This is a genomic window from Nitratireductor kimnyeongensis (assembly GCF_019891395.1).
Taxonomy (GTDB): domain Bacteria; phylum Pseudomonadota; class Alphaproteobacteria; order Rhizobiales; family Rhizobiaceae; genus Nitratireductor; species Nitratireductor kimnyeongensis.
The window spans coordinates 1,826,640-1,841,206 of sequence record NZ_CP078143.1; the positions used below are offsets into that span (position 1 = coordinate 1,826,640).

General features: G+C 60.3%; 18 protein-coding genes. 10 read left to right on the forward strand and 8 right to left on the reverse strand.

What is annotated here, in order from left to right:
• Nucleotides 1–59 precede the first annotated feature (59 nt).
• Nucleotides 60–1,043 (forward strand): iron exporter MbfA, encoded by a 984-nt coding sequence (mbfA, locus tag KW403_RS08695; RefSeq protein WP_223022303.1) that lies wholly within the window; start codon nt 60–62, stop codon nt 1,041–1,043.
• A 6-nt stretch (nt 1,044–1,049) separates the two neighbouring features.
• On the opposite strand, the gene KW403_RS08700 is transcribed toward mbfA, so the two are convergent.
• From KW403_RS08700 to KW403_RS08710, 3 genes are read right to left on the reverse strand one after another with little or no spacing between them, the layout of a single operon-like run.
• The gene (locus KW403_RS08700) at nt 1,050–1,397 is read right to left on the reverse strand and encodes an antibiotic biosynthesis monooxygenase family protein (RefSeq protein WP_223022304.1); all 348 of its coding nucleotides are present in this window, start codon (nt 1,395–1,397) and stop codon (nt 1,050–1,052) included.
• Nucleotides 1,394–1,765 (reverse strand): NIPSNAP family protein, encoded by a 372-nt coding sequence (locus KW403_RS08705; protein ID WP_223022305.1) that lies wholly within the window; start codon nt 1,763–1,765, stop codon nt 1,394–1,396. Before KW403_RS08705 ends, KW403_RS08700 begins: the two co-directional genes overlap by 4 nt.
• A gap of 24 nt (nt 1,766–1,789) precedes the next feature.
• On the reverse strand, nt 1,790–1,996 hold the full coding sequence (locus KW403_RS08710; protein ID WP_223022306.1) for a DUF1127 domain-containing protein: 207 nt from the start codon (nt 1,994–1,996) through the stop codon (nt 1,790–1,792).
• Nucleotides 1,997–2,077: 81 nt separating this feature from the next.
• On the opposite strand from KW403_RS08710, the gene KW403_RS08715 reads away from it, so the two are divergent.
• Together KW403_RS08715 and KW403_RS08720 are read left to right on the forward strand one after the other, a co-directional pair.
• Nucleotides 2,078–2,761, forward strand: a complete 684-nt coding sequence (locus KW403_RS08715) for an ArsR/SmtB family transcription factor (protein ID WP_223022307.1) — start codon at nt 2,078–2,080, stop codon at nt 2,759–2,761.
• Nucleotides 2,762–2,860: 99 nt separating this feature from the next.
• Nucleotides 2,861–3,907, forward strand: coding sequence for a M42 family metallopeptidase (locus KW403_RS08720; protein ID WP_223022308.1), 1,047 nt, complete (start codon nt 2,861–2,863; stop codon nt 3,905–3,907).
• Between the two features lie 353 nt (nt 3,908–4,260).
• On the opposite strand, the gene KW403_RS08725 is transcribed toward KW403_RS08720, so the two are convergent.
• The 4 genes from KW403_RS08725 to dut form a co-directional block, all read right to left on the reverse strand.
• Nucleotides 4,261–4,620 (reverse strand): DUF1850 domain-containing protein, encoded by a 360-nt coding sequence (locus KW403_RS08725; RefSeq protein WP_223022309.1) that lies wholly within the window; start codon nt 4,618–4,620, stop codon nt 4,261–4,263.
• Nucleotides 4,617–6,734, reverse strand: coding sequence for a TRAP transporter permease (locus tag KW403_RS08730; protein ID WP_223022310.1), 2,118 nt, complete (start codon nt 6,732–6,734; stop codon nt 4,617–4,619). Before KW403_RS08730 ends, KW403_RS08725 begins: the two co-directional genes overlap by 4 nt.
• 160 nt (nt 6,735–6,894) lie before the next feature.
• Nucleotides 6,895–7,851, reverse strand: a complete 957-nt coding sequence (locus KW403_RS08735) for a TAXI family TRAP transporter solute-binding subunit (protein ID WP_223022311.1) — start codon at nt 7,849–7,851, stop codon at nt 6,895–6,897.
• Between the two features lie 238 nt (nt 7,852–8,089).
• Nucleotides 8,090–8,575 carry a dUTP diphosphatase gene (gene dut / locus KW403_RS08740; protein WP_223022312.1) on the reverse strand — a complete coding sequence of 162 codons (486 nt, stop codon included), beginning with the start codon at nt 8,573–8,575 and terminating at the stop codon, nt 8,090–8,092.
• A 200-nt stretch (nt 8,576–8,775) separates the two neighbouring features.
• Between dut and KW403_RS08745 the strand changes: the two genes are divergently transcribed.
• The 7 genes from KW403_RS08745 to KW403_RS08775 all read left to right on the forward strand — a co-directional run bounded on the left by KW403_RS08745 (nt 8,776) and on the right by KW403_RS08775 (nt 13,557).
• A complete protein-coding gene (locus KW403_RS08745; protein ID WP_223022313.1) occupies nt 8,776–10,365 on the forward strand; it encodes a peptide chain release factor 3 in 1,590 nt (529 codons plus the stop codon).
• Between the two features lie 188 nt (nt 10,366–10,553).
• Nucleotides 10,554–11,213, forward strand: coding sequence for a peroxiredoxin (locus KW403_RS08750; protein ID WP_223022314.1), 660 nt, complete (start codon nt 10,554–10,556; stop codon nt 11,211–11,213).
• Between the two features lie 139 nt (nt 11,214–11,352).
• Nucleotides 11,353–11,703, forward strand: a complete 351-nt coding sequence (locus KW403_RS08755; RefSeq protein WP_223022315.1) for an MliC family protein — start codon at nt 11,353–11,355, stop codon at nt 11,701–11,703.
• Between the two features lie 70 nt (nt 11,704–11,773).
• Entirely contained in the window at nt 11,774–12,157 is a 384-nt protein-coding gene (locus KW403_RS08760) for an ArsR/SmtB family transcription factor (RefSeq protein WP_223022316.1), read from the forward strand.
• Between the two features lie 10 nt (nt 12,158–12,167).
• Nucleotides 12,168–12,716 carry an SRPBCC family protein gene (locus KW403_RS08765; RefSeq protein WP_223022317.1) on the forward strand — a complete coding sequence of 183 codons (549 nt, stop codon included), beginning with the start codon at nt 12,168–12,170 and terminating at the stop codon, nt 12,714–12,716.
• 33 nt (nt 12,717–12,749) lie between these two features.
• Nucleotides 12,750–13,157 (forward strand): VOC family protein, encoded by a 408-nt coding sequence (locus KW403_RS08770; protein WP_223022318.1) that lies wholly within the window; start codon nt 12,750–12,752, stop codon nt 13,155–13,157.
• Nucleotides 13,158–13,164: 7 nt separating this feature from the next.
• Nucleotides 13,165–13,557, forward strand: a complete 393-nt coding sequence (locus KW403_RS08775; RefSeq protein WP_281425678.1) for a VOC family protein — start codon at nt 13,165–13,167, stop codon at nt 13,555–13,557.
• A gap of 46 nt (nt 13,558–13,603) precedes the next feature.
• On the opposite strand, the gene KW403_RS08780 is transcribed toward KW403_RS08775, so the two are convergent.
• Nucleotides 13,604–14,521 carry a pirin family protein gene (locus KW403_RS08780; RefSeq protein ID WP_223022319.1) on the reverse strand — a complete coding sequence of 306 codons (918 nt, stop codon included), beginning with the start codon at nt 14,519–14,521 and terminating at the stop codon, nt 13,604–13,606.
• Between the last annotated feature and the right edge of the window lie 46 nt (nt 14,522–14,567).

Consider the following 14,567-nt stretch of genomic DNA (forward strand, 5'->3'; position numbering starts at 1 on the left):
GACGGTCAATGCACTGCCTTCTATCTTAGAATAATTCTAAACAATGGATTGCCCTACTCATGTTTTCACGCTTCTTCGGTTCCTCCCGTCGCGCTTTTTCGTCACTCAGCGAGCAGGAGGTTCTTGCTCTTGCCATTTCGTCGGAGGAGGACGATGCGCGCATCTACCGCGCCTACGCGGACGGCCTGCGCGATGAGTATCCGCATTCGGCAGCCGTCTTCGACGAGATGGCGGAGGAAGAAGACGGACACCGTGCAGCGCTGATCGAGGCGCATCGCAAACGTTTCGGCGAGCGCATTCCGTTGATCCGTCGTGAGCATGTGCGCGGCTATTACGAACGCAAGCCCGACTGGCTGGTGCGTCCGCTCGGGCTGGAGACGGTCCGCGCGCAGGCCGAGCAGATGGAGGAACAGGCGCATCGCTTTTACGTGGAAGCGGCCAAGCGGACCGAGGACGCCGGCATTCGAAAACTGCTTGGCGATCTGGCCATCGCCGAAAAGACGCATGAATCTCTGGCGCACCGGCTTTCGGAAAAACATCTGGGTGAAAACGAGCGCGTCGAGGAAGCACAGACCGAACGCAAGCAGTTCATCCTGACCTATGTGCAGCCCGGCCTCGCCGGCCTCATGGATGGTTCGGTCTCCACGCTCGCGCCGATCTTCGCTGCCGCTTTTGCCACGGGCGACACATGGCAGACCTTCCTCGTCGGTCTTGCCGCGTCCATCGGTGCGGGTATTTCCATGGGCTTCACGGAAGTGGCTTCCGACGATGGCGTGATCTCGGGGCGCGGCTCGCCGATCAAGCGCGGTCTTGCCACGGGCATCATGACGACCGTGGGTGGCCTCGGCCATGCCCTGCCCTACCTGATCCCACATTTCTGGACTGCGACAATCCTCGCCTTCATCATTGTCTTCATCGAGCTGTGGGCGATCGCCTGGATCCAGAACCGCTATATGGAAACGCCTTGGAGCCGCGCCACCTTTCAGGTGGTGCTCGGCGGTGCGCTTGTCTTCGCCACGGGCATGCTCATCGGCAACGCCTGACGCTGTTCAACCATCATGCAGCGCGCGGCTGTCTTCCGGGGCTTCCGCGCGCTCGGTCATGCCATAATCGCGCAGGACATGGGCGATGCGCAGACGATAGCCTGCAAAAATCCCGCCCCGGCCCGCGCGCTGCGCCTGCCTGTGTTCGTGCGTGTTGCGCCAGGCTTTGACCGCTTCCTCGTCGCGCCAAAAGGAGAGAGAGAGGACGCGGTTTTCATCAATCAGGCTCTGGAAACGTTCAATGGAAATGAAGCCGTCTATGCCTTCGAGCATTGGGCGCAGATCGGCGGCGATGCCGAGATAGGCATCGCGCCTGCCCACTGCAGGCTGAACTTCAAAGATGACGGCGATCATGGCCGCACCCATTCGGCATGGGGCGCGGATGCGCGTTTCAGAAACATGCGATCCTCCTTGAGAATGAAGCGCTCGCGTTTTGCAAATTCGTAGTTGGCGCGGCCCTCGGGGCTTGCCGCAAGACGCGCCCGATAGGCTTCGTAATCTGCAAGGCTGTCGACATTGTAGACCCCATATGCGGTCGTCGCCGAGCCCTCATGGGGTGCGAAATAGCCGATGAGGTCCACACCGGCCCTTGGGATCGCCTGCCCCCAGTTACGGGCGTATTCCTCGAAAGCGTCCCGTTTGAACGGGTCGATCTCGTATCGGATGAAACATGTGATGGTCACGGTTAGGGTCCTTTCCTGCGGGCATGCTTCGATGAGCATGGAAACGTAATCCTGTTTTCTGTGTCAGACGTCCCAGAAGGGCTTTGCACATTCGCGTTCCACGTCACGGCGGGTGAGGCCCACATCGCGAAGTTGCTCGTCAGTGAGATCGGTGAGGTCTCGCCGCTGCCAGTGTCGCTCCAGAGCAAGCGTGAGCCGGCAGAGCCACGACAGGATCGAGGTTCGGCGGTTTTTGGCCTGCTCAACCTGGGGGAATGATTGATCTCTCATATGCCCGCATCGCTTCTCTCCCTGTTCGATAGTCCGAGAATAGCGCTTGTAGAACATTCATACTTTGGCTAGCGTCGAATTATGAAAGCAGGAACGGACCTCGCCCAGATTGCAAGCCTTGTCGGCGACCCCGCCCGCGCCAACATGCTGGCGGCGCTGATGGGGGGGACCGCGCTCACGGCGAGCGAGCTTGCCATGGAGGCCGGTGTCACCCTTCCGACCGCCAGTGCGCATCTCGCCAAGCTTTCGGATGGCGGCTTGCTACGCATGACGCGGCAGGGCCGCCACCGCTACTATGCGCTGGCCGGCCATCAGGTCGCAGGCATGCTCGAATCGATCATGGGCGTGGCTGCGGAGCTCGGGCCACGCAAGGTGTTGCCCGGACCGCGTGACACGGCCATGCGCGAAGCCCGCATCTGCTACGACCATCTGGCAGGCGAGGCGGGCGTCGCCATGTTCGATGCCTTTGCCGGGCGCGGGTTGATCGCCATCGATGGAGACGACCTGAACCTCACGATCAAGGGGGCCGCGTTCTTCAGCGATTTCGGTCTCGACATTGAGGCGATGCGCGGGAAACGCAGGCCAGTGTGCCGTTCCTGCCTGGACTGGAGCGTACGGCGTTCTCATTTGGCTGGAAGTTTGGGAGCGGGGGTTCTCGACCGGTTTATGGCGCTACATTGGGTGCGGCGGGAAAAGAACAGTCGCGTCATTCGCTTTACCCCACCCGGACGCACCGCCTTCGAGACCTTGCTGCGCGAGGCTTGAGCCAGCGGGAAACGGAAACGTGGCCGTTTCTTTCCGCATCTCTTTGCGCCATGGTCGCGCTTCACCGATGATTCCTAAAATTCTCCGACGGGGACGCTGATGAACACTGAATTGCTGCGAAAGCTCTGTGAAACACCGGGAGCGCCGGGCCACGAAACGCGCGTCCGCGCCCTGATCGAAAAAGAAATCGAAGGTCTGTTCGATGAGGTGCGCACCGACCCGATGGGCTCGCTGCTGTGTGTGCGCAAGCCACGCAAGAAGGTGAAGGGCGACCCGCTGAAGATCATGCTTCTTTGCCACATGGACGAGATCGCCTTTCTCGTCACCCATGTGACCGAAAAGGGCTTCCTGCATCTCGACCCGGTGGGCGGCTTTGATCCCCGCAATCTCTTCTCCCGGCGCGTGCTCGTCTGCACCGAAACCGGCGACTACAAGGGCGTCATGAACCCCTCCGGCAAGCCGATCCACATCCAGAGCGCGGAAGAGCGCAAGAAGGTGCCCGAGCCTGGCGAGTTCATCGTCGATATGGGGCTTGGAGAGAAAGCGCGCGATCTGGTGCAGGTTGGCGACTTCGTGGTCATGGATGAACCCTTCCTCGAAATGGGAGAAAAATTCGTCTCCAAGGCGCTCGACAATCGCGTCGCCTGCTGGCTCGGTATCGAGGCGATCCGCGCGCTGGAAGAAGCGGGCGAAAAGCATGCCTGCGAAATCCATGTGGCTTTCACCGCGCAGGAAGAGGTGGGGCTGCGCGGTGCGCGCACGGCCGCCTATGCGGTGAAACCAGACATCGGTCTCGGCATCGACACGACACTCTCCTGCGATACGCCGGGGATCGGCGAGCATGAAGCCGTGACGAAGCAGGGAGAGGGTTTCGGCCTGCATGTGAAGGATTCTTCCTTCATCGCCGATCAGGCGCTGGTGCGCGAGGTCGAGCAACTGGCAAAGAAGAAGGCTATTCCCTACCAGCGCACCATCCTGGCACGCGGTGGGCAGGACGGGGCGGCAGCCCAGCAGGCGGCAGCAGGCGCGCGTGCCGTGGGCATTGTGGTGGGCACACGCTACATCCACACCGTCACCGAAATGATCGACCGCAACGACCTTCAGGCCGCGCTTGACATCATTGTGGCCTATCTCGGCGAAAACTGAGCTCCAGGCAGCGCCGCACCCAGTTGAGCTGTGGCGCGGCGGCCACTCCAAAGCTGTTTGCTACAACAAGACCCAATTTAAGCCATCAAAGCGGCACAAATCGGGGCGAAATCCAGCCGCTATTCACGGAGCGTTCACTTCGTGATTGTAATGCTGAGCCCGCAAATGCACACAGGCGGTTGGAGGAGCCGCCACCGGTTGGACAATTCAAATGGCACTTCTTGTTCGTTGTATTGCCGTCCTTCGGGACTTCATCGCTCCCCGCTACCATCCCGAGCGCCATTACATGCGTGGCCCGGGCCCTGCCTGCCAGAAGCGCGGCGGCAGCTCACCCAGGGCTGCCTGACAGCGGGTCATTCGCAATATTTGATGATTGCCGGCGTGCCTTCTGTCGCGCCGATTTCCCGGCATTCGCCGGCTGCACATAGTTCCCAGCCGGATCCTGTCTTGCCAGATGCGGCCAGAACAAGTTCGGGCTGCGGCGGGACGGACGGGCGATAGCGCCACCAGCCCATGTCGAACCGGGCATCGGGCGGCGGCTCCATGCCGGCACCGGATCCCTGAACACGGGCCTCGACAATCTCAAGCCCGGCAGGGGTTGCGCGCCAGTCTTCCTCCCAGCGGATCTTCTCGACCGAATGCATCCATGACAGGCTGAAGAGTGCTGTTCCGAGGGTCAGCGCCTTCCCGCCTGCAAAAACGCAGATGCTCATGCGTCTGCCTTCTTCTCTTCCGGCGTGTGGGCAGCGCGGGTACGATACCAATGCAGACCGAGAAAGATCGCGGCCAGCCCAAAGCCGAGCTCATCGGTGACCGGCAGCGCGGCGATCAGCGTGAAAGCCGCGGCGGCCGCCAGAATGCGCTCCCAGATTGCCAGTTTCGCGCGCAGGAAGCCGATCACCGCCGCGCCCCAGAGCGCAATCGCAAGAAGGGCCTTGAAGACGATATAGGCGACAGCCGGGTAATAGCCCCAGGCCTCCGCCAGCGGCCCGCCATCCTGCAGCATGAGGGCCGGCGTATAGACCGCCATGAAGGGAATAACGAAACCGGCTGCGGCCACTTTGATCGCCTCCATGGAAATCTTGAGCCCGTTTTCCTTGGCGATTGGGCCGGCGGCAAAGCAGGCGAGTGCCACCGGAGGCGTCAGGTCAGCCAGAATCCCGAAATAGAAAACAAACATGTGGCTGACAATCAGCGGAACGCCGAGCGCCAGAAGCGCTGGGCCGGCAATCGAGGATGTGATGATGTAGTTCGGTATGGTCGGAATGCCCATGCCCAGAACGATGCAGGTGATCATGGTGAGCACCAGCGACAGAAACAGACTCGTCTCGCCCACCGAGACGATGAACTGCCCGAATGTGTTGGCGACGCCGGTCAGTGTCATGGTGCCGATGATGATGCCGACAACAGCGCAGGCGACGCCGACAGGAAGTGCGGTCTTGGCTCCCTCGGCAAGCGAGTCCCTGCAGACGATTAGCGTCCGGCGACCTCCATCGACAATCAGGTTGGCGATGATCAGTACCAGAGCGGCGGCCAGGATAGCCGTGATGCCATAGCGAAAGAAGCTCGCGGCAACGAGACCAAGGCCAATCCAGAAGATCACCCGTAACACCTGGCCCGGCAGGCCGAGGGCCACCGAGCCGCCCAGGATGAGGAGCACCGTCAGCGATAGACCGATCGTGCCGGCAAAGAGCGGCGTATAGCCCGTGAACAGGAGGTAGACCAGCACTGCCAGCGGCAGGATCAGGTACCAGCCTTTCTTCAACGCCTTGCGTGCGGAAGGAAGCTCGGACCGGGGCAGGCCATGCAGGCCGTATTTGCCAGCTTCCAGGTGTACCATCCAAAAGGCCGAGGCGAAGTAGAGGACGGCGGGGATAATTGCCGCCTTGACCACTTCATAATATTCCACGCCCAGCGTTTCTGCCATGATGAAGGCCACGGCGCCCATGACCGGCGGCATGATCTGCCCACCCATGGACGCAGTGGACTCCACGCCACCGGCAAAGGCCGCGCGATAGCCAAACCGCTTCATGAGCGGGATCGTAAACTGTCCAGTGGTGACCACATTGGCAACGCCGGAGCCGGAGATCGTGCCCATCAGGCCCGACGAAATAACTGAAACCTTGGCCGCGCCACCACGTGCATGGCCAACGAGGCCAAGCGACACATCGGTGAAGAGCTTTATCATGCCTGCGCGCTCCAGGAAGGAGCCAAACAGGATGAACAGGAAGATATAGGTGGCCGAAACATAGATCGGGATGCCGTAGATCCCTTCCGTACCATAGGCCATGTGGTCAATGACCTGGCTGAAATCGTAACCGCGGTGGTTGAGCGGAGACGGAAGATACTGACCGAACAGACAATAGGCGAAAAATGCACCAGAAATGATCGGCAATGCCGGGCCCATAAGCACATAGGCCGCAGCAAACACGGTGATGAGCGCCACCACGCCGAACACGATATCGAGCGGCAATGGATCGCCTGCCCGCAGGAGCAGCGGTTTGTATTCGATATACTGATAGAGGGCTACGGCCACACCGGCGAGTGCCAGCGCCCAGGCGAGCCCCTTGATCATGGGCGCGCTGTCACGAGCCTGTGCCACCAACGGGAAAACCAGCAGTGTCAGGAAACCGACGTGGAAAGCACGCACCACCTGACTCGGCAGGCTGATCACATGTGCGGCGGTTGCAATCTGGTACAGCGAGAAAACGACGGCGATCCAGAACAGCAGCCTGCCGATGCGGTCGGTTCCGAACTCACCATGCGTATGGTCATGCAATTCAGCCTCAGCCGGGCTCGCGGCCTGGCCAGTTTCTGTATTTGTCATCGGGCGCTCCGCTTCCCATGCTACGCGTGAGGGCCTTGCCGATTGTCCGCTCCCGCGCATCGCATGGGGGAGGGCTCGACATTTCGGGCCTTCCTGTCACGCCCCCCAATCGGAGCGTGACAGGAAGGCCCCGTCGCTGGACGGGGCCACGCCTGGAAGCCTAGAGCAGGCCCTTTTCCTTGTAATAGCGTTCGGCGCCGGGATGCAGCGGGAGCGGCAAGCCCTTGGGGCCATTCTCGGCGGAAATGGCCTTGGCGGCAGCGTGCGCAGCCACCATGTCATCGAGATTCTCGAAGAGCTGTTTGGTCATTTCGTAGGCAACTTCGTCGGAAACATCCGAATGCGAAACGAGGATGTTGGTGATGGCCAGCGTCGGCACATCCTCGGTCTGGCCCTCATAGGTTCCGGCGGGAATGGTGGCGGCGATGAACGGGGCACCGAGCGTCTCGGCGACGCTGTTGGGCACCGACACGATCGTTACCGGAAGTGAAAGCGCGAGATCCTTGATGGAGGCAACGCCAAGACCGGCCGACTGGAGCGTCGCATCGAGCTGGCGGTTCTTGATCAGTTCCACGGATTCGCCAAAGGGCAGATACTCGGTCTTGCCGAGATCGTCATAGCTCATGTCCATGGCGCCGAATATGCGCTGGGCGTTGAGTTCGGTGCCGGACTTCGGCGCACCGACGGAAAGGCCCTTGCCCTTCAGGTCGGCAAATTCCTTGATGCCGGATTCCTGCGAAGCGACGATCTGGATATAGTTGGGGTAGATCGCGGCAATGGCGCGCAACTTGTCGAGCTTCTTGTCGAAGCCGGCTTCTGCATCGCCCTCCCAGGCCGATTTGACGGAATCGCCGAGTGCAAAAGCAATCTCGCCACGGCCCTGCTGAAGCAGGTTCAGGTTTTCGACCGAAGCCTTGGTCGACTGTACCTGCGTGCGCACGCCGTCGATGTTTTCGCCATAAATCTTGGAAAGCTGCGAACCGAGCGGGTAATACACGCCCGAAGTGCCGCCAGTCAGCACATTGATAAAATCCTGGGCCACCGCGCCGGCAGGTGCAAGGCCAAGCGACAACGCCACGGCACCGGCTGCGAAATATTTCCTGCTTGCATGTAACATTACGTCTCCTCCGCAATATAGCTGCACCGCAGGCACCACCGCCTGCGCTGACTCTGACTGTAGACAACCGCGCCTTTTTGCCAACCGGAAAGCGACAGGCAAGAGGATGATTGACCTTGCAAAGCGGATAATCGGAGAGGATTTGGCGCGCAACCCCCCGTATGCCGGCAATCAACCGGCATCCCTTAGACCAAAGTATAGGGCGCGGTATTGGTCTGGGTGGAGAAGACCCCAGACGTCAGGCGACGCCGGTTGAACCGAACCCGCCAGAGCCGCGCAGGGTTTCACCGGCATGGCTGCGTTCTTCCAGCCGGACCTGGACCACGGGCGCAATGACAAGCTGTGCAATCCTGAGGCCGCGCGTGATGGCGAAGTCATCTTCGCCATGGTTGATGAGCAGGACCTGAACCTCGCCGCGATAGTCGGCGTCGATCGTGCCGGGTGCGTTGAGGCAGGTGATGCCGTGCTTGAGCGCAAGACCCGAACGCGGCCGCACCTGCCCTTCAAAACCCTCTGGCAGCTCGAGGATGAAGCCGGTCGGAACCAACACCCGCTTGCCCGGGAGCAGAACGATACGGCGGTCCTCAGGCACGGCCGCGCGCAGGTCCATACCGGCAGCGGCGGCAGTCTCATAGGCCGGCAGCGGCAATTCCTCACCATGAGGCAAACGGACAATGCCGACATTGGGGCCAATGACGGGCATGGAGGAAACGGCGTTGGACATGGCTTGATCCTGTGCGCTGCAATCTGGGGGCGATGATCACGACCCTTTCCGTCTGGCGCGTTTTGCCGATGAATTCAACCTTCGCGTGGCGGGCTGGGGGATCTCTGCACCATTATGTGGGCAAGGAAGCGTCCACTTTCTGTTCGACACGCGCCTTGACGCTTGTTACAAGCGCCCGGCCTCAGGAAAACCATATCAAGATGACCGACAAAATCGCCGATGCGGTGGCCCGCCGCCGCACCTTTGCAATCATTTCGCACCCGGACGCGGGTAAGACCACGCTGACCGAGAAGTTGCTTCTTTTCGGCGGCGCGATCCAGCTTGCCGGTGAGGTGAAAGCGAAGAAAAACCGTGTCCAGACCCGTTCGGACTGGATGAACATCGAGCGCGAACGCGGCATCTCCGTCGTCACCTCGGTAATGACGTTCGAGTATGGCGATCACGTCTTCAATCTGCTCGATACGCCGGGTCACGAAGATTTTGCCGACGACACCTATCGCACGCTGACAGCGGTTGACAGCGCGATCATGGTGATCGACGCGGCCAAGGGCATCGAGCCGCGCACACTGAAACTGTTCGAGGTGTGCCGCCTGCGCGACATTCCGATCGTCACCTTCGTCAACAAGCTTGACCGCGAAAGCCGGGATCCGTTCGAGATCCTTGACGAGATCGAGCAGAAACTTGCGCTCGATACGGCTCCCATCACTTGGCCGATCGGCCGCGGAAAAAGCTTTGTCGGCACTTACAATCTCGCCAACGACACGATGCGCCGCTCGGATGATGATGTGGAGCCCACCGCCGTCAACGGGCCGGAGTCCGATGCCGTTGCCGGGCTTCTGCCCGAGAATGAGCGCGAGATGCTGGTGGAAGAGATGCTGCTCGGCAAGGAAGCCTGCCGTCCCTTCGACATGCAGGCCTTCCGCGAAGGTCACCTCACGCCGGTCTATTTTGGTTCGGCGCTGCGCAATTTCGGCGTGCGCGATCTGATCGAAGCGTTGGGCAATTTTGGCCCCGCGCCTCGCGCGCAGGAAGCAGATTCCCGCAGGGTCGAGGCGACGGAGGAGAAGATGACCTCCTTCGTTTTCAAGATTCAGGCGAACATGGACCCGAACCACCGCGACCGCATTGCCTTCGTGCGCGTCTGCTCCGGCAAGCTCCAGCGTGGCATGAAAGCCAAGCTCGTGCGCACCGGCAAGCCGATCAGCCTGTCCGCACCGCAGTTCTTCTTCGCCAAGAGCCGCATCACCGCCGATGAGGCTTTTGCAGGCGACGTGGTGGGCATTCCGAACCATGGCACACTGCGCATTGGCGACACGCTGACCGAGGGCGAGGAACTGCTTTTCCGGGGCGTGCCCAACTTTGCGCCTGAAATCCTGCGCCGCGTCCGGCTTGGCGATGCCATGAAAGCCAAGAAGCTGAAAGAGGCCCTGCAGCAAATGGCCGAGGAAGGCGTGGTGCAGCTTTTCACACCGGAAGACGGGTCGCCCGCCATTGTCGGCGTGGTTGGCGCACTGCAGCTCGATGTGCTGAAGGAACGGCTTAAGGTTGAATATTCACTTCCGGTGGATTTCGAGATGGCGCGTTTCAGCGTGTGCCGCTGGATCTCTTCGGAGGAGCCGGGAGAAGTGGATCGGTTTATCACCGCGCATCGCGGCGACATCGCCCGCGATCTCGACGATGATCCCGTTTTCCTTGCGCCGCATGAGTTCGGTCTGAACTACGAGGCCGACCGCTGGAAGGCGGTGCGCTTTGCCACGGTGAAGGACTACCAGACACGCAAGGCCGCCTGAGCGAGCGGGTTCACTGAATACGTGCCATATTGGTAGAATTTTTCTTCTTTGAGTCTCTCTAGAGAATGAAATTCCAAGCAGGTGCCGCAAATAGCGCCTAGATGAGGTTCATCTGCACATGTGGGGCTTGCTATCCTGCATCGTCAGGAACATCAACTGCATTTCATCTCACCCAGGAGGAGAGAACGATGAGCCTTCGCATCAACGACACCGCGCCGGATTTCAGCGCGGAAACCACCCACGGAACCATCAATTTCCACGACTGGATCGGTGACGGTTGGGCCGTTCTTTTCAGCCACCCCAAAGATTTCACGCCAGTCTGCACCACCGAGCTCGGCACGATGGCGGGGCTCGAGGGAGAGTTCAAAAAGCGCAACACCAAGATCATTGGTATTTCGGTCGATCCGGTTGAGGACCATGTGCGCTGGAAGGACGACATCAAGTCTGCCACGGGCCATGCCGTCGATTATCCGATGATCGGCGACAAGGATCTGAAGGTCGCCAAGCTCTATGACATGCTGCCGGCTGATGCGGGCGACAAGTCCGATGGTCGCACCGCAGCAGACAACGCGACCGTGCGTTCTGTTTACGTCGTGGGTCCCGACAAGAAGATCAAGCTCGTGCTCACCTATCCCATGACGACGGGCCGCAATTTTGCGGAAATTCTGCGTGCGATCGACTCCATCCAGCTCACCGCCAAGCATCAGGTTGCGACGCCGGCCAACTGGCAGCAGGGCGAGGATGTGATCATCACGCCGGCAGTGTCCAACGAGGATGCGGTGAAGCGCTTCGGTTCATTCGAAACGATCCTGCCCTATTTGCGCAAGACCAAGCAGCCCGCGGGCTGATATTGGTCGACTCATGATCGCAGCCCCGGAAGCGCGCTCGCTCCGGGGCTTTTTTTTGGGCGAAGGGCCGGACTTGTCTTCAGAACGCGCCGCTGGCAGGGTCTGGTGATTCTGCATGAAACCGTCTCAGGAGTCCGCCATGCCCCGTCCCATTTTGTCGCTGATCGCTCTCCTCGCAATTTTCTCTCAAGCTCACGCGGCAACGATGGAGATTGATCTTCCCGACGCAGAGAGCGTTGAGGCTGCAGCGGTAACTTATGCGTGTCCGGGCGGCGATATCGACGTCACCTATTACAACGCCGGCGACACGTCACTTGCGGTCGCCATGATTGACGGCACTTCGGTGGTGATGAGCAATGTGCTGGCCGCCTCAGGGGCGAAATACGCTGGTGGACCCTATGTCTGGTGGACGAAGGGTGACGATGCCGATCTCTACGATCTGATGAAGGGTGAGGGCGCAGAACCCGTGTCCTGTAGCACAAAAAACTAAACCAACAGGCCGGATTCAGAAAATAAACCACCTGGTTGACTGTTCATTTCGCGAATGGTAAATAAACCATATGGTTGAATATCTGTCGTCTGAACTCGATGCTGTTTTCCATGCCCTCTCGGATCCAACGAGACGTGCGATGCTGCATCGCCTTTCCGCTGGTGAGCGTAGCGTCTCGCAGCTGGCACAGCCCTTCGACATGTCGCTGGCCGGGGCTTCCAAACATGTGAAGGTTCTGGAAGGCGCGGGTCTCGTCAGCCGGCGTGTGGAGGGGCGCACCCATTATTGCCGGCTGGAGGCCGCACGCCTTGCCGGCGCTCAGGCTTGGTTCCGCTACTATGAGCGGTTCTGGACCAACCGCATCGACACGTTGCAGGCAATTCTGGAAGCCGAAGATCGAGAGCGCGCCATCAGGAAAGATTCACAGGGAAAACCACCGGTCACAGGGACATGAAAGGACGACAATGAAACAGAAAGACGAGAATGGTTTCGGCGTCGCCACGGCACCCGACGAGGTTCGTTTCGAGAGATATCTTCCGGGCCCGGTCGAACGCATTTGGTCCTATCTGACCGAAGCGGACAAGCGCCGGCGATGGCTGGCGGGCGGAGAGATGGAGCCACGTGCTGGTGGTTCCGCAAAACTCCTTTTCCGCCATTCCGAGTTCACCGACGAAGACCCGCCCGAGGTCTACAGGGAAATGAACGAGAAGGGATTTCTCTCCGAGGGGCGGATCCTTGCGTGGGATGCACCGCGGTTTCTGGCCATGACCTGGCCGGGAGATGGTGCCGATAGCCAGGTCGAATTCGAGCTCTTCCCCGAGGGCGAAAGGGTTCTCCTGGTCGTGACCCACAAACGCCTCGCCGACCGGGAGGAGATGATCAATGTCTCCGGTGGTTGGCATGCGCATCTGACGGTTCTGCAAGCGGTACTTGCAGGCGAGAAGGCACCGCCCTTCTGGTCGCAGATCGCTGCGCTGGAGACCGCTTACGCCGCACGCTTCAACGAACAGTGAAACCTTGCCGCTGTTGGCACCAAGGAGGATGACATGAATGTGTCTGCTAAGCCGGAAGCTCACGCACGGCCCGACGCCGCACCGAAGCTCGTCGGCGGACGAAACATCGCCATGAAGGTGCCGCCGCATCAGTATGACGAGACGGTGCGCTTCTATCGGGATGTTCTCGGCATGGAGCAAATCGAGGAGCTTCTGCCCGCTGTCGGCTTCCGCTTCGGAGCCAACCAGCTTTGGATCGACAAGATGCCGGGCATGAGCCAGTCGGAACTCTGGCTGGAAATCGTGACCGACGATACCAAGGCAGCCGCCGCTCGGCTGGAAGCGGCGGGCATCGCGCGTTGCGACGAGATCGAACCGCTGGGCGAAAATTTCGACGGCTTCTGGATATCGAGCCCCGCTCAGATCATCCATCTGGTCGACAATAAGACCGGCGCCTGGTGAAGGCGATATGCTGCAGATAGCACTGACGAGCATCCTTGTGGATGATCAGGACAAGGCTGAGGCATTTTACACGGATGTGCTGGGTTTCCGGAAGAAGCAGGACTTTCCGGCCGGCGGGGCCCGCTGGCTGACCGTTGTGACAATGGGAGTCGAGAACGGCACCGAGCTTCTGCTGGAACCCATGGGCTATGACTTCGCGCACACATATCAAAAGGCACTTTTTGACGCGGGCCTTCCCTGCGCGACTTTTGCCAGCGAGGATGTCCAGGCAGAATATGACCGGCTGAAAGCGCTGGGCGTGGTGTTTCGTGGAGAGCCGACCCGGATGGAGGGGATGCCGACCATAGCGGTGTTCGAGGACACGTGCGGTAATCTCATCCAGATGTTCGAGACGCCGTAACAGGAAAGGCGGGCACGAGGTGCCCGCCCTGATCTCGACTTCACCTTCAGGACTTCGCTCCCTCACGGATGAAGGTGCCGGCATTCAGTTCATTGAACGCTTGCATCAGTTCCTGACGCGTGTTCATGACAATAGGACCGTGCCAGGCGACGGGCTCCTGGATGGGCTTGCCCGATACGAGCAGGAAACGGATGCCCTGTTCACCGGCCTGCACCACCACCTCGTCGCCGGTGTCGAAAACGACCAGCGTGCGGTCCCCGCTCATGTCGCGAAGATGCAACTCCTCGCCGGCGACTTCCTTTTCCACCAGCACGCCGAAAGGCCTGGAGGCATCGCGGAACGTGCCGGATCCCTCGAAGATATAGGCAAACGCGCTGCGATAGGTATCGACAGGCAGGATCTTGCGCCGCCCCGGCGGCACCCAGACATCGAGATATTGCGGATCGGCGGCAATGCCGTCGACGGGACCGCGCTTGCCCCAGAACTCGCCAACCACAATACGAACCCGCGTGCCGTCGTCATCGATCACTTCGGGAATGTCGCCCGCCTTCACGTCCTGATAGCGTGGCGTCGCCATCTTTTCGCTGGACGGAAGATTGGCCCAGAGCTGGAAGCCATGCATGCGGCCCTGCCTGTCGCCATGCGGCATTTCCTGGTGGAGGATACCACTGCCGGCCGTCATCCATTGCACGTCCCCAGCACCGAGTGAGCCGGCATTGCCGAGACTGTCGGCATGATCGACACTTCCGGCCAGCACATAGGTGATCGTTTCGATGCCGCGATGCGGGTGCCAGGGGAATCCGGCCTGATAGTCTTCGGGACGGTCGTTTCGGAAGTCATCGAGCAGCAAAAACGGGTCAGCCAGCTTCGGATCGCCGAAACCGAATGCCCTATCAAGGCGAACTCCGGCACCCTCAATCGTGGGCTGAGCTTGCGAAATCTGCTTTACGGGACGAATGGACATGATCGTCTCTCCATCTGTTGCTTGCAGCAAAGATAGTCGGTTCACG

What these genes read in the sequence shown, in the direction of transcription:
- KW403_RS08765 (WP_223022317.1), top strand. Translation starts at nt 12,168, where the DNA reads ATGAAACAGAAAGACGAGAATGGTTTCGGCGTCGCCACGGCACCCGAC.
- KW403_RS08715 (WP_223022307.1), top strand. Translation starts at nt 2,078, where the DNA reads ATGAAAGCAGGAACGGACCTCGCCCAGATTGCAAGCCTTGTCGGCGAC.
- mbfA (WP_223022303.1), top strand. Translation starts at nt 60, where the DNA reads ATGTTTTCACGCTTCTTCGGTTCCTCCCGTCGCGCTTTTTCGTCACTC.
- KW403_RS08700 (WP_223022304.1), bottom strand. Translation starts at nt 1,397, where the DNA reads ATGATCGCCGTCATCTTTGAAGTTCAGCCTGCAGTGGGCAGGCGCGAT.
- KW403_RS08705 (WP_223022305.1), bottom strand. Translation starts at nt 1,765, where the DNA reads ATGCTCATCGAAGCATGCCCGCAGGAAAGGACCCTAACCGTGACCATC.
- KW403_RS08735 (WP_223022311.1), bottom strand. Translation starts at nt 7,851, where the DNA reads ATGTTACATGCAAGCAGGAAATATTTCGCAGCCGGTGCCGTGGCGTTG.
- KW403_RS08770 (WP_223022318.1), top strand. Translation starts at nt 12,750, where the DNA reads ATGAATGTGTCTGCTAAGCCGGAAGCTCACGCACGGCCCGACGCCGCA.
- KW403_RS08775 (WP_281425678.1), top strand. Translation starts at nt 13,165, where the DNA reads ATGCTGCAGATAGCACTGACGAGCATCCTTGTGGATGATCAGGACAAG.
- KW403_RS08720 (WP_223022308.1), top strand. Translation starts at nt 2,861, where the DNA reads ATGAACACTGAATTGCTGCGAAAGCTCTGTGAAACACCGGGAGCGCCG.
- KW403_RS08725 (WP_223022309.1), bottom strand. Translation starts at nt 4,620, where the DNA reads ATGAGCATCTGCGTTTTTGCAGGCGGGAAGGCGCTGACCCTCGGAACA.
- KW403_RS08750 (WP_223022314.1), top strand. Translation starts at nt 10,554, where the DNA reads ATGAGCCTTCGCATCAACGACACCGCGCCGGATTTCAGCGCGGAAACC.
- KW403_RS08730 (WP_223022310.1), bottom strand. Translation starts at nt 6,734, where the DNA reads ATGACAAATACAGAAACTGGCCAGGCCGCGAGCCCGGCTGAGGCTGAA.
- KW403_RS08760 (WP_223022316.1), top strand. Translation starts at nt 11,774, where the DNA reads ATGGTTGAATATCTGTCGTCTGAACTCGATGCTGTTTTCCATGCCCTC.
- KW403_RS08745 (WP_223022313.1), top strand. Translation starts at nt 8,776, where the DNA reads ATGACCGACAAAATCGCCGATGCGGTGGCCCGCCGCCGCACCTTTGCA.
- KW403_RS08710 (WP_223022306.1), bottom strand. Translation starts at nt 1,996, where the DNA reads ATGAGAGATCAATCATTCCCCCAGGTTGAGCAGGCCAAAAACCGCCGA.
- KW403_RS08780 (WP_223022319.1), bottom strand. Translation starts at nt 14,521, where the DNA reads ATGTCCATTCGTCCCGTAAAGCAGATTTCGCAAGCTCAGCCCACGATT.
- KW403_RS08755 (WP_223022315.1), top strand. Translation starts at nt 11,353, where the DNA reads ATGCCCCGTCCCATTTTGTCGCTGATCGCTCTCCTCGCAATTTTCTCT.
- dut (WP_223022312.1), bottom strand. Translation starts at nt 8,575, where the DNA reads ATGTCCAACGCCGTTTCCTCCATGCCCGTCATTGGCCCCAATGTCGGC.